This window comes from Micromonospora sp. DT41 (assembly GCF_049841715.1).
Taxonomy (GTDB): domain Bacteria; phylum Actinomycetota; class Actinomycetes; order Mycobacteriales; family Micromonosporaceae; genus Micromonospora; species Micromonospora profundi.
Window position 1 is genome coordinate 338896 of the sequence record NZ_JBNCKU010000002.1, and the last position, 20742, is coordinate 359637.

The 20742-nt window shown below is 71.6% G+C and carries 24 protein-coding genes; 13 read left to right on the plus strand and 11 right to left on the minus strand.

Going from position 1 to position 20742, the window contains the following annotated elements:
- Positions 1 to 118 precede the first annotated feature (118 nt).
- The 3 genes from ACLQ23_RS05520 to ACLQ23_RS05530 form a co-directional block, all read right to left on the minus strand.
- A complete protein-coding gene (locus tag ACLQ23_RS05520) occupies positions 119 to 3031 on the minus strand; it encodes a glycosyl hydrolase (protein ID WP_355628906.1) in 2913 nt (970 codons plus the stop codon).
- A 237-nt stretch (positions 3032 to 3268) separates the two neighbouring features.
- Positions 3269 to 3652 carry an MmcQ/YjbR family DNA-binding protein gene (locus tag ACLQ23_RS05525; protein WP_355628958.1) on the minus strand — a complete coding sequence of 128 codons (384 nt, stop codon included), beginning with the start codon at positions 3650 to 3652 and terminating at the stop codon, positions 3269 to 3271.
- 62 nt (positions 3653 to 3714) lie between these two features.
- Complete coding sequence (locus ACLQ23_RS05530; protein WP_355594614.1) at positions 3715 to 4632, minus strand: DMT family transporter; 918 nt, start codon at positions 4630 to 4632, stop codon at positions 3715 to 3717.
- Here ACLQ23_RS05530 and ACLQ23_RS05535 point away from each other — a divergent pair.
- Positions 4631 to 6043, plus strand: a complete 1413-nt coding sequence (locus ACLQ23_RS05535) for a PLP-dependent aminotransferase family protein (RefSeq protein ID WP_355594612.1) — start codon at positions 4631 to 4633, stop codon at positions 6041 to 6043. The two genes, ACLQ23_RS05530 and ACLQ23_RS05535, sit on opposite strands and share 2 nt — an antisense overlap.
- A 60-nt stretch (positions 6044 to 6103) precedes the next feature.
- Here the strand turns inward: ACLQ23_RS05535 and ACLQ23_RS05540 are convergent, their stop codons facing one another.
- The 4 genes from ACLQ23_RS05540 to ACLQ23_RS05555 all read right to left on the minus strand — a co-directional run bounded on the left by ACLQ23_RS05540 (position 6104) and on the right by ACLQ23_RS05555 (position 7798).
- On the minus strand, positions 6104 to 6397 hold the full coding sequence (locus tag ACLQ23_RS05540) for a BON domain-containing protein (protein WP_425735587.1): 294 nt from the start codon (positions 6395 to 6397) through the stop codon (positions 6104 to 6106).
- A 31-nt stretch (positions 6398 to 6428) separates the two neighbouring features.
- The gene (locus ACLQ23_RS05545) at positions 6429 to 7022 is read right to left on the minus strand and encodes an STAS domain-containing protein (RefSeq protein ID WP_355594610.1); all 594 of its coding nucleotides are present in this window, start codon (positions 7020 to 7022) and stop codon (positions 6429 to 6431) included.
- Between the two features lie 79 nt (positions 7023 to 7101).
- Complete coding sequence (locus ACLQ23_RS05550) at positions 7102 to 7383, minus strand: hypothetical protein (RefSeq protein ID WP_053661269.1); 282 nt, start codon at positions 7381 to 7383, stop codon at positions 7102 to 7104.
- 25 nt (positions 7384 to 7408) lie between these two features.
- Positions 7409 to 7798, minus strand: coding sequence for an STAS domain-containing protein (locus tag ACLQ23_RS05555; RefSeq protein ID WP_355594608.1), 390 nt, complete (start codon positions 7796 to 7798; stop codon positions 7409 to 7411).
- 152 nt (positions 7799 to 7950) lie between these two features.
- Between ACLQ23_RS05555 and ACLQ23_RS05560 the strand changes: the two genes are divergently transcribed.
- The 6 genes from ACLQ23_RS05560 to ACLQ23_RS05585 all read left to right on the plus strand — a co-directional run bounded on the left by ACLQ23_RS05560 (position 7951) and on the right by ACLQ23_RS05585 (position 12157).
- A complete protein-coding gene (locus ACLQ23_RS05560; protein ID WP_053661267.1) occupies positions 7951 to 8640 on the plus strand; it encodes a response regulator transcription factor in 690 nt (229 codons plus the stop codon).
- The gene (locus ACLQ23_RS05565; protein WP_355594606.1) at positions 8637 to 9995 is read left to right on the plus strand and encodes a sensor histidine kinase; all 1359 of its coding nucleotides are present in this window, start codon (positions 8637 to 8639) and stop codon (positions 9993 to 9995) included. The genes ACLQ23_RS05560 and ACLQ23_RS05565 overlap by 4 nt, the downstream gene beginning before the upstream one ends.
- Positions 9992 to 10558, plus strand: a complete 567-nt coding sequence (locus ACLQ23_RS05570) for a GerMN domain-containing protein (RefSeq protein ID WP_355594604.1) — start codon at positions 9992 to 9994, stop codon at positions 10556 to 10558. Before ACLQ23_RS05565 ends, ACLQ23_RS05570 begins: the two co-directional genes overlap by 4 nt.
- Before the next feature lie 161 nt (positions 10559 to 10719).
- Positions 10720 to 10989: a GlsB/YeaQ/YmgE family stress response membrane protein gene (locus ACLQ23_RS05575; protein ID WP_355594602.1), complete on the plus strand. Its 270-nt coding sequence runs from the start codon at positions 10720 to 10722 to the stop codon at positions 10987 to 10989.
- Positions 10990 to 11089: 100 nt separating this feature from the next.
- A complete protein-coding gene (locus tag ACLQ23_RS05580) occupies positions 11090 to 11392 on the plus strand; it encodes a GNAT family N-acetyltransferase (RefSeq protein WP_355594600.1) in 303 nt (100 codons plus the stop codon).
- A 48-nt stretch (positions 11393 to 11440) separates the two neighbouring features.
- The gene (locus ACLQ23_RS05585; RefSeq protein ID WP_355628900.1) at positions 11441 to 12157 is read left to right on the plus strand and encodes an isocitrate lyase/PEP mutase family protein; all 717 of its coding nucleotides are present in this window, start codon (positions 11441 to 11443) and stop codon (positions 12155 to 12157) included.
- Positions 12158 to 12258: 101 nt separating this feature from the next.
- Here ACLQ23_RS05585 and ACLQ23_RS05590 read toward each other — a convergent pair whose 3' ends face one another.
- The 3 genes from ACLQ23_RS05590 to ACLQ23_RS05600 all read right to left on the minus strand — a co-directional run bounded on the left by ACLQ23_RS05590 (position 12259) and on the right by ACLQ23_RS05600 (position 14985).
- Entirely contained in the window at positions 12259 to 13179 is a 921-nt protein-coding gene (locus tag ACLQ23_RS05590) for a 5'-3' exonuclease (protein WP_355594596.1), read from the minus strand.
- 49 nt (positions 13180 to 13228) lie between these two features.
- Positions 13229 to 13456: a hypothetical protein gene (locus ACLQ23_RS05595; RefSeq protein WP_355628897.1), complete on the minus strand. Its 228-nt coding sequence runs from the start codon at positions 13454 to 13456 to the stop codon at positions 13229 to 13231.
- Between the two features lie 158 nt (positions 13457 to 13614).
- Positions 13615 to 14985, minus strand: coding sequence for a glycosyl hydrolase family 18 protein (locus ACLQ23_RS05600; RefSeq protein ID WP_355628895.1), 1371 nt, complete (start codon positions 14983 to 14985; stop codon positions 13615 to 13617).
- A gap of 202 nt (positions 14986 to 15187) precedes the next feature.
- On the opposite strand from ACLQ23_RS05600, the gene ACLQ23_RS05605 reads away from it, so the two are divergent.
- The 3 genes from ACLQ23_RS05605 (at position 15188) to ACLQ23_RS05615 (ending at position 18016) form a co-directional block, all read left to right on the plus strand.
- Positions 15188 to 16297 carry a M24 family metallopeptidase gene (locus ACLQ23_RS05605; RefSeq protein WP_355628892.1) on the plus strand — a complete coding sequence of 370 codons (1110 nt, stop codon included), beginning with the start codon at positions 15188 to 15190 and terminating at the stop codon, positions 16295 to 16297.
- Complete coding sequence (locus ACLQ23_RS05610) at positions 16294 to 17436, plus strand: acyl-CoA dehydrogenase family protein (RefSeq protein ID WP_355628889.1); 1143 nt, start codon at positions 16294 to 16296, stop codon at positions 17434 to 17436. The genes ACLQ23_RS05605 and ACLQ23_RS05610 overlap by 4 nt, the downstream gene beginning before the upstream one ends.
- Positions 17437 to 17509: 73 nt before the next feature.
- Entirely contained in the window at positions 17510 to 18016 is a 507-nt protein-coding gene (locus ACLQ23_RS05615; RefSeq protein WP_167943825.1) for an Lrp/AsnC family transcriptional regulator, read from the plus strand.
- Here the strand turns inward: ACLQ23_RS05615 and ACLQ23_RS05620 are convergent.
- A complete protein-coding gene (locus ACLQ23_RS05620; protein ID WP_355628886.1) occupies positions 17946 to 18557 on the minus strand; it encodes a histidine phosphatase family protein in 612 nt (203 codons plus the stop codon). The genes ACLQ23_RS05615 and ACLQ23_RS05620 overlap by 71 nt on opposite strands.
- Positions 18558 to 18714: 157 nt before the next feature.
- Between ACLQ23_RS05620 and ACLQ23_RS05625 the strand changes: the two genes are divergently transcribed.
- The 3 genes from ACLQ23_RS05625 to ACLQ23_RS05635 all read left to right on the plus strand — a co-directional run bounded on the left by ACLQ23_RS05625 (position 18715) and on the right by ACLQ23_RS05635 (position 20331).
- Positions 18715 to 18909 (plus strand): CsbD family protein, encoded by a 195-nt coding sequence (locus tag ACLQ23_RS05625; RefSeq protein WP_053661241.1) that lies wholly within the window; start codon positions 18715 to 18717, stop codon positions 18907 to 18909.
- A gap of 71 nt (positions 18910 to 18980) precedes the next feature.
- The gene (locus ACLQ23_RS05630) at positions 18981 to 19322 is read left to right on the plus strand and encodes a YnfA family protein (RefSeq protein ID WP_347660959.1); all 342 of its coding nucleotides are present in this window, start codon (positions 18981 to 18983) and stop codon (positions 19320 to 19322) included.
- A gap of 289 nt (positions 19323 to 19611) precedes the next feature.
- Entirely contained in the window at positions 19612 to 20331 is a 720-nt protein-coding gene (locus tag ACLQ23_RS05635) for a polysaccharide deacetylase family protein (RefSeq protein ID WP_355594585.1), read from the plus strand.
- The last annotated feature ends 411 nt before the right edge of the window (positions 20332 to 20742 follow it).

A 20742-nucleotide genomic window follows, 5' to 3' on the forward strand; every position in this document is an offset into this window, starting at 1 on the left:
TCGATGCCGCGATGCGTTATTTGGGCGGTCTGTCGGTTTGCTCGCCGCAGGTCCACCAGGACGCGGTTCCGGGTCGCCACCGGTCGTTGCCCGACCGACGGCGACCCGGAAAGCGTGCTCAGGAGTAGGGGAGCCGGAGCACCGACTGGTTGCCGATGCCCAGGGTCGTGGGGTTGTTGCCGATCGCCGACCAGACCTCCACCCGTACCGTGCCGTTGGACAGCGCGCCCAACGTTCCGGTGGCCGAGGCCAGGCCGGCGCTGTGGGTGTAGTGCTCGTAGCCGGAAACCGGGTCGGTGGCGAAGTAGCGGAAGGTCTCCACCCGCTCCCAACTGCCGTTGCCGGTCAGGTCGTAGGAGATCCGCACCTGCACGCCGTTGCCGACCGCAGTGCCCGCGTCCAGGAACAGGTCGAACGCGCTCTGCCCGCCGGAGTAGGCGAGGTTGAGGCCGGTCGCCGTGAAGACGCGCGCGTTGGTCGGCGTACCGTCGTGGTTTCCGTTCGCCGCCGCGACAGTCGTCGTGGTCGCGCTTCCGGCGGCGCCCAGCCCGCCGTTCGACAGCAGGTACCGCGTCGGAGAGCCCGAGCTGGGCGGCGGCGTGGTCGGGGGTGCCGTCGTCGGGGGAGCCGTGGTGGGCGGTGCCGTCGTCGGCGGGGCCGTGGTGGGCGGCGTGGTCGGGTTGACGCCGCCGGAGGCGTTGCCACCGCTCCAGGTGTACGCCCCGGTGGTGGCAGTCTTTCCGGCCGCCACGGTGAGCCGGGTGCCGTTGGAGAACGTGACGGTGATCGGGCTCGCGGTCGGGTTGGACGCCACGTAGGTGCGCGAACCGTTGCGGGAGAAGACCGCGCTCAGCGGATGGTTCGCGGTGACCGTCGTGTCGACGGTGCCCAGCGCCGCGAGGTTGCGGATCCAGTGGAACGTGTGCGCCCGGCTCTCACCCTCCTCGACCGTGTAGTTGGGGTTCGCCCGCAGGTTCGCCAGCGCCGCGTCACCGTCGCCGAGGGCCTGGAACTGCCACAGGATGTCCTGCCACACACTGGGTGGCCCGCCGTTGTTGCGGACCAGCTCGGCGTAGTTGGTGCGTACGTACGCCGGGTTGTTGCCCAGGTAGAGGTGCCCGCCGGTGATCGGCAGCAGGTTGATGCCCTGGATCATCTCCGGCTCGGCGCTGAACCAGGTGGCGTACGCGCCGCCGTCGCCCCAGACCATGCCGACAGTCGAGTGCCCGAACGCGGCCGGGAAGTTCTGGTCGCTGACGTCGAACCAGTACTCCTGGATGGCCGCGGCCTGCGTCGTGTAGAGGAAGATGCCGGCGTCACGGACGGCGGTGTTGCCGGTGACCTGCCCCCACTGGATGAGGGCGCTGGCGAAGTTCATTCCCTCCGACGAGGACTCCTGGTTGTTTCCGGAGCCGAACGAGCCGTGCCCGGAGGCCCAGTCGTGGCCGGCGTAGATGTCGAAGTCCCGCAGGTAGGGAAATTGCGTGTCGTCGCGCCGATAGTTGTTGGCGTCGCGGATCAGCAGATCCACCATGCCGCCGTAGCGGCTGGTGGAGGCCCACGACGGGTCGAACTTGGCGAGCGTCGCGGCGGCCGCGATGTAGTAGCCGTAGTGGAAGTGGTGGTCGTTGAGCTCCTGGTCGGAGCCGTACGACGCCGGGTAGCCGATCAGGGTGCCCCAGTTGCTGTCGTAGTAGAAGACCCTGCTGGTCTTTCCGCTCGACGCGGTGAACCAGTCGGTGAGCGTGCTGCGGATGGCGTTCAGCGCACTGTCGCGGGTGGCCGTGTCGTTGACCAGGTCGGCGACCTCGGCGAGCCGGGCGGCCCGGCCGAGCCCCTTGCCGGTCCAGTAGGTGTCGCCACCCCGCTGGTCCATCGGGTTGCTACGTGCGGCGGCCAGGTGACCGTTGAGCGTCGCCAGGTCGGCGCCACTGCCGTCACCGACGGCCGGCAACTCCGGCAGGATGCCCTGGAACTTCATTGCGGTGCGGAACTGGCTGACGCCGGTGAGCACCTTCATCCGTCCCCGCGCCGACGGGTATGTCGGAGTGATCGCTGTGGACCCGGACAGCGACTTCCACTGGTGCGGGTAGAGGCTGACCACAGTCTGCGTGGCGCTGCCCTCCCGGGCGGTGGTGGTGAACGCGTACGTGGTGGTCAGCCCGCTCGTGGCCTGGTCGTAGGTGTACGAGACTGTGGTGCCGGTGACGTGGGCGTGCGCGTACCTGCCGTAGGTCGCTGCCAGGTCGGCGCGCTCCGACGCGCTGGAGGTCGGCGGCAGCAGGGCCACCGAGAAGTACCCGCGACCGGCCAGCCCCGAGGAGATCCGGCCGGAGGCGACGCTCCAACTGGCGCCGCTGGGTGCGTACCCCACGTAGTCATGGCCGTTGACCCGGAACCCGATAGTGGCGCCGCTGTTGGACCAGACCTCCGGGTTGCCGCTCGTGCTGATGACCGCGTCGCCGCCGGTGCTCTGGAAGTACGCGAACGGCAGGCCGTGGCCGATGGTGGCCCGCAGGGTGCGGCTGCCGTCGCTCCAGTGCGGACTGACCGTCCAGTCGCTCCAGCCGTCGACCTTTACCTGGGGTGCGCCGAGCCCGGCGACGCCGACCCGGATGTCCTGCACGTACGGGTAGTGGAACTCGCCGACACCGGTGGCGGTGCCGCTGATGGCGGGCGTGGAGTTGGCGGAGAACCCGAGACCGTCGGTGAACGTGTCGTACGAGATCGGGTGGGCGTGCAGGGGCTCGCTGAAGGAGCAGTCGGTGCGCTTCCAGAGCAGCGAGGACCACCAGTCGTTTGTGGGGATGGCGCCGGCGGGCGCGTTGGAGGTGGCGAACTGGCGAGGGTTGCTGGACATCGAGCCGCAGCCGGAGGGGAGCGGGCCGACCGGGGTGGTGGTGTAGCTACCGGCGCCGACCGGGGCGGCCTCGGCGGCGCGGGTGAGGGGAATCGTGAGGCCGCCGACGACCAGGGCCAGGGCCGTGGTGGCGGCCAGGGCCCATCGACGGTGGGGGACGGGAGGTTTCATGGTGCCTCCATCGCACGCCGGGTCACGGTCCGTGCCCGCTCCGGCGCGTTGCGTCTGAAATGAGGAGAAGGTCGACTGAGAGAGCGCTCTCTCTCGCTCGCACGGTAATCGAACGCCGAGATCCGCGTCAATGTGTCAACCAGGTTGCGTACGGATGTCGCTATTTGCCGCCGCCGGACCGACCGCTCGCGTCCGGCTCCGCCGCTGGCGTCCGGCCCGTCAGGGGCGGGCGGGCCGCTAGCCCGGGAGCGTGGCGGGGGCGTCGAGGTCGGCGACGAGCGCGTCCGGTGCCCGCATCCGCCACGCGTCGGTCACCAGTTCGCTGAGGCGCTCCACGTCGACCTCGGGCAGGCGCAGCAGCACCAGGGGCAGCCCGTCGTAGCCGGGCGCGGTGAAGAACAGAGCGGGCTCGCCGAGCAGCAGCGCCTGCTTCTCGGCCTCGTCACCGACGAACAGCACGGCGACGTCGGTGCGGATCAGCCGTGGCTTCCCCGGCTGGCGCTCCGGATAGGACCAGACGAACCCCTTGTCGGCCACCCGGAAGTCGAAGCCGGCGCTGTCGACCTCCACCACGTGCGGCAGGGCCAGCGCCAGCCGGCGTACGTCGTCCGCGTCAGCCACCGAGCCCCCTCGCGGAGCGCGCGATCCACATGCCAAGAGGTTACGCGTCGGCGCGCGTCCGATCACCGGTTGGTGCCGAGTCGCGTGCGGACCGCGGTCGCGGCGCACAGGATGACCACGAGGCCGCCGAGAAGGGTCGTGGCGCCGATGTGCTCGCCCAGCAGCAGGGCCGCCCAGGCGATGCTCATGACGGGCTGGGCGAGTTGCACCTGACTGACCTGCGCCATCGGTCCGATCGCCAGACCGTGGTACCAGGCGAAGAAGCCGAGGAACATGCTGACCACCCCGAGGTAGCCGAAGGCCGCCCACTGCGTCGGCGTGCCCTGCGGGACCTCCCGGCTGACGGCGACGACCGTCAGGGCCACCATGAGCGGGGAGCACAGGACGAGCGCCCAGGAAACCGTCTGCCAGGCGCCCAGTTCACGCGCCAACAGGCCGCCCTCGGCGTACCCGGCGGCGGCGGCCAGAACCGCGCCGAAGAGCAGCAGGTCGGCCGCGTGCAGTCGACCGAGGCCACCCCACTGCGCCGAGGCGAAGGCCGTGGCGGCCACCGCGCCGGCGGCGGCGGCGATCCAGAACCCGACCGGCGGGCGCTCGTGTCCGCGAAGGACGGCCAGCACCGCGGTCGTCGCCGGCAGCATGGCGATCACGACGGCGCCGTGGCTGGCCGGCGCGCTTGTCATTGCGTACGACGTCAGCAGCGGAAACCCGACGACCACGCCACCGCCGACCACGGCGAGACGGAGCCACTGCGCGCCGCGCGGCAGGCGCTGGCGGGTGAGCGTCAACGCGACGGCGGCCAGGAGCGCCGCGACAACCGCTCGGGCCGACCCGATGAACAGCGGCGACAGGCCGCCCACCGCCAGCCGGGTGAGGGGGACGGTGAGCGAGAACGCCGCTACTCCGACCAGGCCCCAGGAGAGGCCCGCCGAGGATATCGCCGGCCGCGTGATGGTAGTAGCGCTACTCTGTGCTGTCATGGATGACAGTAGCAGCTCGCGGATCGCCGCCGACCTCGGCGACTGGATCGCGACGGCCGCGCCGGGTGCCCGCCTGCCGTCCAGCCGGGAGCTGGTCGCCCGCTACCAGGCCAGTCCGGTGACCGTGCAGCACGCGTTACGCGCCCTCACCGCCCGGGGGCTCATCGAGAGTCGGCCCGGAGTCGGCACGTTCGTCCGCGCCGTACGGACCGCGCGACCGGCCGACTACGGCTGGCAGACCGCCGCGCTGCGCGCACCCGGGGTCCGCCCCGGCGCGGTCCCGACCGCGTTGCGTAGCGTCCCCAACGATGTCGTCGCGCTGCACGCCGGCTACCCGGACCGGGAGCTGCTCCCGGAGCGGCTGGTCCGCGCCGCGCTCACCAGGGCGGCGCGCTCCGACGCGGCCCTGACCCGGCCACCGGCGGCGGGCCTGCCGGAGCTGCAGACCTGGTTCGCCGGCGAGCTGGCTGCCGTGACCCCGGCCGGGGTGACACCACCCACCGCCAGCGACGTCACCATCCTGCCCGGCAGCCAGAGTGGATTGACCTCGGTGTTCCGCGCCCTGGTCGGCCCCGGGCAACCCCTGCTGATCGAATCACCGACCTACTGGGGAGCCCTCCTGGCCGCACGGCAGGCCGGCGTACGCCTCGTCCCGGTCCCCAGCGGCCCGGCCGGCCCGGACCCCCGCGAGCTGGCCCGCGCCTTCGCCGAGACGTCCGCGCGGTTGTTCTACGCCCAACCGAACCACGCCAATCCCACCGGTGCGCGGTGGCCGGTGGCGTTGCACGAGCAGGTTCTGGCGGTGGTACGCGAGCACGGCGCGTTCGTGGTCGAGGACGACTGGGCACACGACCTGGGCATCACCGGCACCGCGACGCCCCTGGCCGCGCACGACGACCGTGGCCACGTCATCTACCTGCGCTCGCTCACCAAGAGCGTGTCGCCGGCCGTCCGCGTCGCGGCGGTCATCGCCCGGGGGCCGGCCCGAGCACGGCTCCTGGCCGACCGTGCCGCCGAGTCGATGTACGTCAGCGGTCTCCTCCAGGCTGCGGCGCTCGACGTGGTGACCCAGCCCGCCTGGGCCACGCACCTGCGCGGCCTGCGCCAGCAACTCGGTACCCGCCGCGATCTCCTCGTCACCGCGCTGCGCGAGCACGTCCCGCAGGCCGACATCGGCCGGGTGCCCGCCGGAGGCCTGAGCCTGTGGGTCCGCCTCCCCGACGGCACGGACGTCGCGCAGCTCGCGTACGACGCCGAGAAGGCGGGGCTGGTCATCGCGCCCGGGGCCGAGTGGTTTCCCGCCGAACCGACCGGGCCGTTCGTACGACTCAGCTACGCCGGCGCCAACCCGGCGGCATTCGCCACCGGCGCACGCCTGCTGGGCGAGGCCCTCGCGCGTCAGCACGTCTGACAGGGCACGCGCGTCTGACAGGGCACGCGCGTCAGCGCGTCCGACGCCGCAGGTGGTGCGTCAACGGCGGCTGCGGCGCTGGTCGCCGAGCCGCAGCGTGTTGCAGACATCGAAGACTCCCGGCACGTCCCAGGCGAGTTCCGCGGCGACCTGGCGTGCGTCCGTGTCGCTCACCAACCCGGACAGGATGACCACCCGGTTCTGCACTGTGACGCCGATCCGCTGCCGCCTGGTGGTCGAGTCGATGCTCAGTCGCTGCGCGACAAGCGCCTCGAGCCGCCGGTCCGGGCTGTCCGGCTCGGGCTGACTGGCGGCGAACCAGTTCTCGTCAGGCAGCGGCCATGGCATGTGCACGAAAGAGCTCCTTGCTGGTGGTTCGCTGTGATCAGACGCGGGTGCCCGACACGGACGCGTCCTGCGACAGGTGGGCGAGCGCGTCGGCGCGGCTCTCGAAGATCGGGAACGTCCCGTCCAGGCGCATGGTGTGCAGGACGGTGCGGATGAACCGCGACGGCGCGGCGAGGCTGAGCGTGGCGCCACGGCTGCGGGCGTCCTGGTGGGCGCGCACGAGCAGGCCCAGTCCGGTGGAGTCGATGAGGTGCACGCGACTCAGGTCGACCACGACGTGCCCACCCATCTCGGCGGCGTGCCGCAGGGCGGAGCGCAGTGTGTCACCGGCTTCGAGGTCGATGTCGCCGGTGGCCGCGACGACAGTCACGTCGTCGAGGTGGTCGATGCCGAGGATGCCGCCGGGTCCGTGGTCGCTGCACGAGACCGTTGCGCCCTGCGAGGACGGCAGCAGGCTGCAGTGCGGGCAGCGATGAGGGCCGGTGGCGAACGGCGATCCACTCCAGCCGTGTTCGGACACCAGCGTCCAGACGACCTCCGCGTCGGGCAGCACGCACGCGGTGGCCCGGAGGGAGTCACCGCAGATGTCGCAGATCAGGGTCATCAGGTCGTCGTCGGGGACGACGGTCATGGCGCTGTCCTTCCTACGTCCGTGCCCGGCCGCGGACGACCTCGGTGCGGGCTCAAATCGGTGGTGCGGATCCCGTGCGTCACGGTTCTGGCGTCTCTGAGGTGGCCCGTCCCGTTGTCACCACGACGAGAACGACGCCGACACCGGCGACGCCGATCTGCAGGAGGAACTCCAGGAAACCGAACCCCTGGGCGGTGACACCGGCCAGGCGCGCGGCGGTGGACCCGATCAGCGCGGCGACGACGCCGACGGTCAGGGCGACCCACAGCGGAACGCTGTGCGGGCCGGGAACGACACGCCTGCCGAGAGCCCCCGCGACGACACCGACGACGACGGCGCTTACCAACCCGCTGACACTCATGCTGCCTCTCCTGTCGCTGCCGGCGTCAGTGCCGGGTGGTCACGGGCGCCCGGCCCTGCGCGATCGGCGACGGCGGAGCGGCTTCGGGCTGGCCGTCCTCGGCGTCGATGACGATCGGCAGAACCTGGTCCAGTCGGGCGGTGTGCAGGATGCGCCGGATGCGGGGGTTCGGGTTACGGATGGTGAGGATCCCGTCGGCCCGTACCAGCCGCCGGTGGACGTCGAGCAGCAGCCCGATGGCGGCGGCGTCGATGTGCCGGCAGCGTGACAGGTCCACCACGACGCGGCCGGGACACAGCGCCAGCAGCCTGTCGAACACGGCCCCGGTCTCCGGCAGGCCGGCCAGATCGAACGTGTCGATGCACACCTCGACCATCGGCAGCGTCCACGACGTCGGTGCCGGTGACTCCGTCATGGCGTACCCCTTCGCTCGCGGACCTGTACGCCAACGACCGTGCCGGGCCGGCTTGGCGGTCACCGCGCGGATCCATGACAGTTGCGTGACAAATACACCAACCGGCGGACGCGGTTGGCCGCGCGACGTGCGGCCTGGGGATGATTCCCTGTATGACGGCCGTACTGGTGATCGAGGACGACGACCGCATCCGGCTGGCGCTGCTGCTCGCATTGGAGGACGAGGGGTACGACGCCGTGGGCGCGGCCACCGCCGAGGAGGGCCTGCGCGCCCAGCGCCGTGACCCGGCCGACTACGTGCTCGTCGACCTGATGCTGCCGGGCCTTGACGGTTTCGAGTGCATCCGGCAGTTGCGCCGCGACGACGACGTCCCGATCGTGGTGGTCAGCGCCCGCGACGAGACCCACGACATCGTGGCCGCGCTCGAAGCCGGCGCCGACGACTACGTGGTCAAGCCCGTGGCGATCAAGGAGTTGACCGCCCGGTTGCGCGCCCTGCGTCGCCGCGCCCGCGCGGGCGTCGCCGGTCCGGGGCCGGCGCCGGTGCCCGTGTTCGCCTTCGGTGACCTGGAGATCAGCCCCGACGCGGGGGAGGTCCGCCGGGCCGGCCAGCCCGTGCCGGTCACCCGCACCGAGTTCCGGCTGCTCTGCGAGCTGGCCGAGCACGCCGGTCGCGTGCTGTCCCGGCAGCAGCTGCTGCAACGGGTCTGGGGGTACGACCTGGGCGACGAGCGCCTTGTCGACGTGCACGTGGGCCGGCTGCGGCAGAAGATCGAACGGGACCCGGCCACGCCCCGCCACCTGGTCACCCTGCGGGGTATGGGCTACAAGCTGCAACGATGAGACTTCGCCTCGGACTCCGTACCCGGGTCACCGCCGCGTTCGCCGTCGGTGCGCTCCTGCTTGCCGCGTCGATGGCCCTCGTCTCGTACGAGCTGGTCAGCCGTTCCCTGCTTGAGGAACGCGAGCGCACGGCCCTGCGCGCCGCCTACTTCGACGCCGCCATCGTGCGTGCCGGCCTCGACACGGACACCCCGGACGTCGTTGAGGTGCTGCGCTCGCTGGACACCGGCGGAAGCCGCCGGCCAGTGCTGCACCTGGACGGCGAGTGGTACGCCCGTACCGTCGACTCGGGCACCACCACGTCCATCCCGCCCGACCTGCGACGGCTCGTGGCCGCCGGGGAGCCGGCGTTGCAGCGGGTACGCCTCGACGGCCAGCCCGCCCTCGTGGTCGGGGTGCCGCTGTCTGATACGTCGATGTATTTCGAGGTCAACTCCCTGCGCGAGCTGGAGCAGACGTTCCAGGTCCTGGCGTTGGCGCTGACCACCGTCGCGATCATGGTGGCGGGCTCCGGCGCCGCGCTCGGCTGGTACGCCACCCGGCACGGGCTGCGTCCACTGACGGCGGTCGCCGACGCCGCCGAGAAGATCGCCGCCGGTGACTTCACCGCCCGCCTCGACCCGACCACCGACCCCGACCTGACCCGCCTGTCGTCGTCGTTCAACCAGATGGTCGACCGGCTCGAGCAGCGCATCGAACGGGACCGCCGCTTCGCCGCCGACGTCAGCCACGAACTGCGGTCCCCGTTGCAGACCCTCGCCGCGGCGGCAAGTGTCCTGGCCCGCCGCCGCGAACACCAGGACGAACGGACGGCGACCGCCGCGGGTCTCGTCGCCGACGAGATCGACCGCTTCCAGCGGCTCGTCAACGACCTGATCGACCTGGCCCGCAGCGACCACCCCGCCCGTCGGGCCCCGGTGGACGTGGTGGCGCTGGCCCGGGACGCCTGTCACGCCCTGGACCTGCCCGCAAGCATTGTCCACCTCGGTCCGGGCGTGCCGGAGACCTGGCAGGTGGAGCGGCGGCGGGTGGCCCAGATCCTCGCGAACCTGCTCGGCAACGCGGCGACCTACGGCGGTGGCCCGGTGGCCGTCCGGTTGAGCCGCGACGGCAGCGTCGGTGTCATCGAGGTCGACGACGAGGGCCCGGGCGTGCCGATCGAGGACCGTGAGGCGATCTTCGACCGGTTCGTGCGGGGCCGCGCCGCGAACACCCGTGGCACCGGCGACGGCACCGGTCTCGGTCTCGCGCTCGTCGCCCAGCACGCCGCCGCGCACGCCGGCGGCGTCACCCTCGGCGACCGGCCCGGCGGCGGCGCCCGTTTCCGGGTCACCCTCGCGGAGAGCCTGCCATGACCGGCCGTCGTCTGGTCGTCGCGTTGACGCTCGCCGCGCTGCTCGCCGGCTGTGGCATCCCCACCGACGACACGGCCCGTCCGGTGACGCCCCCACGCGGGCCGTTTCCGACAGTGGCTTCCACGGATGCCACGGTCCCGGCCGGCAGCGCCGCGGAGATCCTCTGTCTGCTGCGCGACAACCGCATCGTCCCCGTGCTCCGGCGCGTGGAACGTCCGCCGACTGTCGAGGAGCATCTGCGGCATCTGCTCGCCGGGCCCACCGCGGCCGAGCGGGACGACGGGTTGACGAGCGCGCTCGCGGGTGCGGTGAACGCCGCCGGGGCGACGGTCACCGACGCCGAGGCCCGCGTCGTTGTCGACGAACCCGGCCACGATGTGGGCCGCAGCGACGAGGTCCTCGCCTTCGGCCAGATCGTCTGCACCCTGACCAGCCGCGACGACGTCGCCACCGTCACGTTCCTGCGCGACGGCAAGCCCCTCGGCGTGCCGCGCGCCGACGGCTCGCTTACCGAACGACCGCTCACCCGCACCGACTTCGCCCCGCTCATCGTGCCGCGGTGACCGCGACCGCCGGCCGTGGGGCGCAGTCATACGTTTCATGACAGTCGCGTGACAAATCGGCTGACGAGCCGATCTCCGGTTTCGGTGGCGCACCATCGGGGGCACGAAAGCGTCGCCGACGAAAAATTTCAGCTTCACGACACTGAGGAAGGACGGTTCCCGTGGAGGTTACGGGCTTCTTCACCGCCATCATCATCGGTCTGATCATCGGGGCCCTCGGCCGGCTGGTGGTGCCGGGCAAGCAGAACATCCCGATCTGGCTCACCCTTGCCATCGGCGTACTGGCCGCGATCCTCGGCACCCTCGTTGCCGGTGTGTTCGGCGTCGACGACACCGCAGGCGTCGACTGGATCGAACTGTTCATCCAGATCGTGTTCGCGGCGATCGGTGTGGCAATCGTCGCAGGCACGTACGGCCGCCGACGGCACTGAGGACCACGCACGGGCGGGCCCACCCTCAACCAGGGGCGGGCCCGCCCGTGCGTCGTGCCGGAGAACGATCGAGCGGAGCCGGCTGTGATTGGATGGCCCGGTGCAGTTCACAGTGACAGAGGCGCCGACGCGGGAGCGGTTCGAGGCGCGCGACGAGGCAGGCGCGGTCGCTGGATTCGTCACCTACCAGGTGACCGGCAGCATCATCGCCTACACCCACACCGAGACCGATCCGGCGTACGAGGGCAGGGGTGTCGGGTCGACGCTTGCCCGTGCGGTGATGGACGACGCCCAGGCCAAGAGGCGCATGGTCGTGCCGATCTGCCCGTTCCTCGCCGAGTGGCTGCTCAAGCACCCGGAGTACGAGGGCATCGTGGTCCGGTCGACCCGCAAGGTCAAATAGCTTCCGCCCGTCCCAGCACCCCTGCGCACCCGTCGGGAGACGTGACCGATGACAGCCGCCGCCTTTCGTGCCCTGCACCACGACCGCGCCGCCGGTGACGCGCTTGTCCTGCCGGGGCCGTGGGACGCCGGAAGCGCGAAGGTGTTCGCCGACGCCGGGTTCCCGGCACTCGCGACCCCGAGCGCCGGAGTGGCCGCCTCCCTCGGTTACGAGGACGGCGCGACACCGCCGGACGAGATGTTCGCCGCGGTGGCGCGGATCGTCCGGGCCGTTTCCGTGCCGGTCTCCGCCGACGTCGAGGGCGGTTACGGGCTCGCCCCCGCCGAACTGGTCGAGCGTCTGCTGGAGGCCGGCGTCGTCGGCTGCAACCTGGAGGACTCCGACGGGCACGGCACGCTCAAGGACCCGCAGCAGCACGCGGACTGGCTGGCCGAGGTGCGGGCGGCGGCGGGTGACGCGCTCGTCATCAACGCGCGCGTCGACACGTTCCTGTTCGGCACCGGCGACCCAACGGACGCCGTGGCCCGCGCGCAGCTGTACGTGGCCGCCGGCGCCGACTGCGTCTACCCGCTGCTGGCGCCGCCCGAGGTGTTCCCGGTCCTGCGAGAGGGCATCACCGGGCCCATCAACATGGCGGCCGGCCCGGCCCCGGAGTCGGTGGCGGAGGTCGCCCGGCTGGGCGCCACGCGCATCACCTTCGGCCCCGGCATGCAGCGGTACACCATGGGCAGGGTCGCCGACCTCGCGGCCGCACTGCGCGGCTGAGGTCGCCCGAGCGCAGCCGGCGGTCGACGCCGACGCCGCGTGACACCGACGTCGGGTGGGCCCGCGCGTGGCGACGGCCCACCCGGGCGGGATGGTCGCTGTCAGGCGCGGGCGGCCAGGGCGTCCACGAGGCGGCGGGTCGAGCCGGCCAGGTTCCACTGCGCGGCCAGTTCGAGAAGCCGGTCCGGGTCGGCGGGGGCGGTCGGCAGCTCGGTCGGCAGCTCCGGCAGCGGCACGTCCAGGGCGACCCGGACCACCGTGGGCGCGACGGCAAGGTAGTCGCGGGCAGCGGCGAGCTTGGTGCGCAGGCCCGGAGCGAACGACGAGTCGGATTCGTCAAGCGCGGCGAGGATGCCGGCGATGCTGCCGTAGCGCTCGATGAGCCGGGCGGCGGTCTTCTCGCCGACACCCGGCACACCGGGCAGGCCGTCGCTGGGGTCGCCGCGTAACGCGGCGAAATCGGCGTACCGGTCAGCCGGCACGCCGTAGCGGGCCCGCACGGCGGCGTCGTCACAGTCGTCGAGCTTGGCCACGCCTCGCCCGACGTAGAGCAGGCGGACCGGCCGAGTGTCGTCGACGAGCTGGAACAGGTCCCGGTCGCCGGAGACCACCTCGACCGGGCCGGGTTGGGTCACCGACAGGGTGCCGAGCACATCGTCGGCCTCGTAGCCGGCCGCGCCGACGGCGGTGATGCCGACCGCGGCCAGCACCTCCAGGATCATCGGCACCTGCGGGGAGAGCGTGTCCGGAACGACCTCGCCGCCCTGCGGGGCGACCCGGTGCGCCTTGTACGACGGCAGCAGCTCGACCCGCCACGCCGGCCGCCAGTCGTAGTCAAGGGCGCAGACCATCCGGTCGGCCCCGCGTCCGCGGATCAGGGTGGCGAGCATGTCGAGGAAGCCACGGACCGCGTTGACGGGAGTGCCGTCCTCGGTGCGGGCGGCGGACTCCGGAATGCCGAAGTAGGCCCGGAAGTAGAGGCTGGCTGCGTCGATCAGCAGGATCGGGGGTCGATGTGCCACGCCGGACAGCCTGGCACAGCCCTCCGACGATCTCGGGTACGCCCTGCCGTCAGCGCCTGTCGTCGGGCCGATAGACGGTCTCCCGGCGGGCCAGGTGCTGCACGACGTAGCTGGTCACCAGCAGCAGGATGGCGACAAGCACCTCGATCCAGGCCGCGACTCCGTCGGCCACGGTGAGGCCGATGACCAGCAGGACCAGGCCGGCGAGCGCGAGGACGCCGGCCCACAGTTGACGACGCCGGCGTGCGGCTGCCTGGTTCGCCTGGTCCGCTGCCACGTCGCTCCTCCCGGTCGGGAGCCCGTGCGGGTTCCCGACCCCAGGCTATGACCACCGGGGCCGTCCGACCGGGAAAACCACAGCGTCCGCCGGCGAGCGTGCGCGCAGGGATCCCCGGCCGGCGCGGGGCGCGTCGACCGGGGACCGTGGCGGATACGTCAGGCGGGGAGTGTCCAGCGCTGGTTGGTGCCGGCGAAGCAGTCCCAGATCTGCAACCGGGTGCCGTCTGCGGAGCTGTTGTCGCTGGCGTCCAGGCACTTGTTGGACTGCGGGTTGCGCAGCGTGCCGTCGGACTGTGCCTGCCAGACCTGGGCTCCGGTGCCGTTGCAGTCCCAGAGCTGGATCTTCGCCCCGTTGGCGGTGGAGCCGCTGGTGATGTCGGCGCACTTGCCGAGCGCCCGCAGGGTGCTGTCACCGGCGACCGTCCAGGTCTGCGCGTTGGTGCCGTTGCAGGTCCACAGCTGCACGGCGGTTCCGTTGGCGGTGCTCGCGGAGGCCACGTCGACGCACTTGCCGGCGATCCCGGTGATCCGGCCGGTACGCCCGCTCGGCGGCGGGGTGATGCCGCCCATGATGGTGTCGTACATGGCGCTGACAAGTGAGGTCGAGCCGGTGGTGTCCTGCGACAGTTCCCAGTTCATGACGCCGCCGGCGTTGGCGAGTGCCCACTGGGTCTTGCGCTTGACGGTCGGGATGCCGTTGTAGCACTGCTGCACGCCGCTGACGGTGGCGCAGTCCCGGTTGGCGTTGGCCGGGTCCATGCCGACCAGCGCCGAGTACGTGTAGTAGCCGGGGCGGCTGTAGAACGGGATGCCGAGCACTGCTTTGCTGGCGGGCAGACCGCGGGACTTCCACAGGTTGATGCTGGCGATCGACCAGTCGTAGTTGGCGTGTGGGCTGCCGCCGTCGTACGCCATGATGTTGAGCCAGTCGACCTGGGCGAAGACCGCAGTGGGTACGCCCTGCACGTAGGTGCCCTCGGAGACCACGGCGGCGGTGAGGAGCTTGCCCCTGCTGCGCAGTGCGCTGCCGAGCTGGGTCATGAGCTGGGTGTAGTTGTTGGCCGAGGTGCCCGGGTCCGGGTATTCCCAGTCCATGTCGACACCGTCGAGGTTGTACTGGTTGACGAAGTTGACGAGGTTGTTGACGAAGGCGGTCCGGGTGCCTGCGTTGGCGGCGAGGGCTTCGAAGGCCGAGTCGTTGCCGTCGTTCCAGCCGCCGACAGCGATCGACACCTTGACGTTGTTGGCGTGCCCGAGCGAGACCAGCGAGGAGAGCTTGCTGGGGTTCTCCACGGCGCGCAGGCTGCCGTCGTTGTTCGGCAGCACGAAGGCGTAGTTGATGTGGGTGAGCTTGTTGTACTGGATGGTGTTGACGTTGCCGGCCCACGAGGGCAGGTAGCCGACGCTCTTGAAGTTGTTGGGCAGTACGGCGGCCTGCGCGGCGGTGGGGACGAGGGTGAGGGTGGCGCCGGCGGTGGCCAGCGCGAGCAGGCCGGCGGTGAGGGCGCGGCGCAGTGGTGAGGGCATCGGTGGGGCCTTCCCGAGCGGGGGACGACGCCCGCCCGCGCAGGGTTGTCACGGGCGGGAGGTGCGAAAACGCGGGGTGGGGCCTCGAGGCAGCCAAATCTAAAAGAGTGTTAACTGTCGGCGTCAATCAACCCCGATGGATTTCCCACGATGGACCCCGCGCGGCTTCTGAGGATGCCCAAACGACCGTTAAGCTGACGGTGTGGGAATCGACGAGCTGTACCCGTCCGACCGGCTGATCGCCGCGCAGCGCGCCACAGCAGCCGCCGGTCTGGACGCGCTTGTGCTCACCCCCGGTTCCGACCTGCGCTACCTGACCGGCTACGACGCCCACGCGGGGGAGCGGCTCACCTGCCTGGTGCTGCCCGCCGAGGGTGAGCCCACGCTCATCGTGCCGACCCTGGAACGGCCGGCCGCCGAGGCGTCACCGGCCACCGGCCTGCGCATCGTCGACCATGCCGACGGCGTCGACCCGTACCCCCTCGTGGTGGCCGCCCTCGACGGCCCGCCGGCATCGGTGGGGTTGGCCGACCGGATGTGGGCCGAGCAGGTCCTGGCGCTGCGCGCGGCGCTGCCCGGCGCCGCACAGCGGCTCGCCTCCGAGGTGCTGAGGGAGTTGCGCCTCCGCAAGTCCCCGGTGGAGGTCGCGGCGCTCGCCGAGGCCGGCGCGGCGATCGACGAGGTGCACCTGCGGATGGGCGAATGGCTGCGCCCCGGCCGCACCGAGGTCGAGGTGGCGGCCGACATCGCCGCCGCGATCCGGGCCGCCGGACACGTGACCGTCGACTTCGTCATCGTGGCGGCCGGCCCCAACGGGGCAAGCCCGCACCACGGCACCTCCGACCGGCCGATCGGCGTCGGCGAACCGGTGGTTGTCGACATCGGCGGCACCATGCCGTCGGGCTACCGCTCCGACTGCACCCGCACCTACGTCGCGGGCGGGCCCGCGCCGGCCGAATTCCTGGACTACTACGCGGTGCTGCACGACGCCCAACGCGCGGCGGTGGCGGCCGTGCGGCCGGGGATCACCGGCGCGGCGGCCGACGCCGCGGCCCGGGAACCGATCGCCGCCGCCGGCTACGGTCCCGCGTTCCTGCACCGCACCGGCCACGGCATCGGGCTGGACGGTCACGAGGAGCCCTACCTGGTCGCCGGCAACGATCGGCCCCTGGAACCCGGGATGGCATTCTCCATCGAACCCGGCATCTACCTCGCGGGCCGACACGGCGCCCGCATCGAGGACATCGTCGTCTGCACAACGGACGGCGTGCAACGGCTCAACACCACCCCCACGGAGCTCATCGCCTTATGACTGTCGACCGGATCCTCCCCACCGACGAGGCCCACGACCTGCTGGACCTCGCCACCGAGCTCGCCGACCGTGAGCTCGCCCCCAAGGCCGCAGGCTTCGAGGAACGCGCCGAGTTCCCCCGCGACGTGCTGCGCACCATCGGCCGGGCCGGCCTGCTCGGCCTGCCCTACCCCGAGGAGTACGGCGGGGCCGCGCAGCCCTACGAGGTGTACCTCCAGGTGCTGGAGATCCTTGCCAGCCGCTGGCTCGCGGTCGCCGAGGCGGTGAGCGTGCACACCCTGTCCTGCTATCCGGTGGCCGCGTTCGGCACCGACGAGCAGCGCAAGCTGCTGCCGGACATGCTCGGCGGTGAACTGCTCGGCGCGTACTGCCTCTCCGAGCCGCAGGGTGGTTCGGACGCGGCGTCGCTGACGACCCGGGCGGTCCACGACGGCGACGCGTACGTCCTCTCCGGCACCAAGGCGTGGATCACCCACGCCCGGGACGCCGACTTCTACAACGTGTTCTGCCGCACCGGCGGCCCCGGTCCGAAGGGGATCTCCTGCCTGGTCGCCGACGCCGCGACGCCTGGCATCGCGCCGCAGGCGGCCGAGCGGACCATGGGGTTGCGGTCCTCGCCGGTGGCGCAGATCGTGTTCGACCAGGCCCGGGTGCCGGCCGACCGGCTCGTCGGTGGCGAGGGCGCAGGGTTCACGATCGCGATGTCCGCGTTGGACTCGGGGCGGCTCGGCATCGCTGCCTGCGCGGTCGGGCTGGCCCAGGCAGCGCTGGACTACGCGGTCTCCTACGCCCGCGAGCGGCAGCAGTTCGGCCGGGCCATCATCGACTTCCAGGGGCTCGGGTTCGGTCTCGCCGACGCGGCGACGCAGATCTCGGCGGCCCGTGCGCTGACCCTCGCGGCGGCGCGGCTGCGCGACGCCGGGCGGCCGTACTCGATCGAGGCGGCCAAGGCCAAGCTGTTCGCCACCGACATGGCGATGCGGGTGACCACCGACGCGGTGCAGGTGCTCGGTGGTGCCGGCTACGTGGCCGACCACCCGGTGGAGCGGTACATGCGTGAGGCGAAGGTGTTGCAGATCGTGGAGGGCACCAACCAGATCCAGCGGTTGGTGATTTCCCGGTCGCTGGCGAAGGGCTGAGCGGGCGGCGGCGGGTGCGGCGGCTTCGCCGTGCCCGTCGCCGTCGGGCCGTTTTCCCGGTAGGTTGCTCGCCGTGGAAGAGATCGACCGCGCTGTCCTCGCCGCGCTCACCGCTGACGGCCGCCTGTCGTACACCGACCTGGCCGAGAAGGTGGGGTTGTCGGTGTCCGCCGTGCACCAGCGGGTGCGCCGGCTGGAGCAGCGCGGGGTGATCAAGGGGTACGCCGCCAAGGTGTCCTTCGAGGCGCTGGATCTGCCGTTGACGGCGTTCGTGGCGATCCGGCCGTTCGATCCGTCGCAGCCGGACGACGCGCCGGAGCGGCTTGCCCACCTGCCCGAGATCGACTCGTGCTATTCGGTGGCGGGGGAGGACTTCTACATGCTGCTGGTGCGGGTGGCCAGCCCGGCTGACCTGGAGCGGGTGTTGCAGGAGATCCGCACCTCGGCGAGTGTGACGACCCGGACGACAGTGGTGTTGTCCACTCCGTACGAGAGCCGGCCGCCGAAGATCAGCGCTGGGGGACCGAGTCGGTCGCGGTCCCGGGTGCCGGCGGAGCCGGCTGGTTCCACCGAAGGATGACCTGCCGTCCGTGCTCGTGACCGAGCGCGCTGACGGTGGCGGTGTCCAGCCGTAGGAGGCCGCCTGCGGACGGGGGCAGGCCGATCCAGCGGGCACCGAGGACCCGCAGGCTGTGTGCGTGACCGACAAGGGCCACGGTGCCCTGGTCCAGCAGGGGGGCGACCCTGGCCAGGACCCGGTCGAGACGGGCGCCCACCTGCGTGGGTGACTCGCCGCCGGGGCAGCCGTCGGTCCAGATGTTCCACTGCGGCTGGTCGGAATGGATGTCGACGGTGGTGCGCCCCTCGTACTCGCCGTAGTTCCACTCGCCGAGGTCCTCGTCGACGCCGTCGATGGTGAGCCCTGCCAGCTGCGCGGTGTGCAGGGCCCGCGTGCGGGGACTGCACAGCACTGTGGTGAACCGCCGCCCTGCCAGGAACGCCGCGAGGGTGCGGGCCTGGCGCTCACCGTCGGAGGTCAGCTCCAGATCGGTGTACGACGTGTGCCGGCGGGCGGCGCTCCAGGTGGTCTCGCCGTGCCGGATCAGCAGGAGCTCTCCCATCCGGCCAGTTAACCACCGGTAGGACGACGCCACCTGGCCCCACCATCTCACCTATCTTCCTAGGATGCCTTACAGGTTGTGCCGACCGGCACCGCCGGTTTCGGCACCGGGAGACCGGGCAAGCGGGTGGGGACAGTCGCCAGACCGAGGAGGCGCGATGAGCTTCACCGAGAAGGCACGTAACAAGGTTGAGCAGATGGCCGGCGCCGCGAAGGAGCGCGTCGGCGACATGACCGACAACGAGCGGATGCGGGGCGAGGGCGCCAGCGAGAAGAGCGAGGCGCGCGCCAAGCAGGCCGGTCAGAACATGAAGGACGCGGGTCGCAACGCGAAGGACTCCTTCACGAAGTGACCTGAGCTGTCCACGGGTCCCCGGGCGTACGACGGCCCGGGGGCCCGTGGTGCTGCGGCTACTGTCGCTGAGTGACAGTGCTCCGTTCGCTCGTGTTGTTCGCGCTCGCGGCGCTGGCCGAGATCGGTGGCGCCTGGCTGGTCTGGCAGGGCTGGCGGGAGCAGCGCGGCCTGTGGTGGATCGCCGCCGGTGTGGTGGCGTTGGGCTGCTACGGCTTCGTGGCGACGTTCCAGCCGGATGCGAACTTCGGCCGGATCCTGGCGGCGTACGGCGGGGTGTTCGTGGCGGGCTCGTTGGGCTGGGCGATGGTGGTTGACGGTTTCCGCCCGGACCGGTGGGACGTCACCGGCGCGGCGCTCTGCCTGCTGGGTGTCGCCGTCATCATGTACGCGCCGCGGGGCGGTTCGGTGTAGGTGGCTGAGCGGGGGACACCGAGTCCCGTTCATGTCTGCCATGATCCGCTGCGTGATCCACTTTCGGCTCCGGCTTCTGACCGGTGTTCTGGCGGCAGGTGCCGTGCTCGGTGTCGCAGGGTGCGGGGCCCCGCCCTCCCGGGCGTCGTCGCCGGTCTTCGTGAGCCCGTCCGGTGCTTCGGTCACCCCGTCGGTGGCACCGTCGGGCGCTTCGGCCTCGGCGGTCTCTGCTCCGGCGGCCCCGGACCCGGGGTTTTCTGTCTCGCCGTCGGGCGCTGTCTCGGCGCCGGTGAGCCCGCGGCCGGCTGGTGTTCCGGGTGCGACGCCGACGGGGACCAGGCCACCGGTCGTCGATCACGGGCCGCGTGTCGGCAACCGGGTCGCGTTGACGTTCGACGCGGACATGACCGACGGGATGCTGCACAGCCTGCGCAGCGGGCGGGTGCGGTCGTACGCCAACCTGCGCATCCTCGACCTGTTGGAGCGGGAGCAGGTACCCGCGACGTTCTTCCTGACCGGCAAGTGGGTGCAGCGCTATCCGGAGGTGACCCGGCGGATCGCCGGCAATCCGCGCTTCGAGCTGGCCAATCACACGTACGGCCATCTGGCGTTCACGGGGGACTGCTACGACCTGCCCCGGCTGCCGGCGAGTGCCATGACCGAGGACGTGGCGAAGACGTTCCGGGTGATCGAGCCGTACGGGGGTCGACAGACCCGGTACTTCCGCTTTCCGGGCCTGTGCCACGACAAGGCCGCGCTTGACGCGCTCGCTCCGCTGGGGTTGACGGTGGTCGACGGTGACGTGGTCAGCGGTGACCCGTTCGCCAAGTCCTGGCAGCCGCTGGTGCGCGCGGTGCTCGAAAAGGCGCGCCCCGGGTCGGTCGTGATCATGCACGTGACCGAGGCGAACGCCTCGATGACCGACGAGGCGTTGCCGCACATCCTGGCCGGGTTACGTGAGCGGGGCCTGGTGCCAGCGCCGCTGTCGGAGGTTCTGGCCGGCGCCTGAGTGTCTGACGGCTGCCCCGGATCGGCGCGGAGCGTGCGGTGCGTGCGGTGCCGGCTGAGGGTCCTCATCCGCCACCGACAGCCGGACGCCGATGCCGCTGCCGATGCGCGCCGCACGGCTGTCGGTCGCCGGTCGCCGGTCGCCCATGGGGGACGCAAGCGGCGGGTTGACCGTGCCGCCGGGGCCGTATGCCGCTCGCGCCAGCCGTGCCAGCGATGGCGGGGATGGCGGGCTGGATAGCGGTGAGCGTGATACCTCTGCGTCATATTGATGACGCAGAGGTATCACGCTCACCGCAGACCTACCCCGGCGGCTGCGGCCGACGCCTACGACGAGTGACGCCTATGACGGCCTCCGCTGTCGGCCGTCATAGGCGTCATGGAGGCCGTGGCGGCCACGGCGGCCACGGCG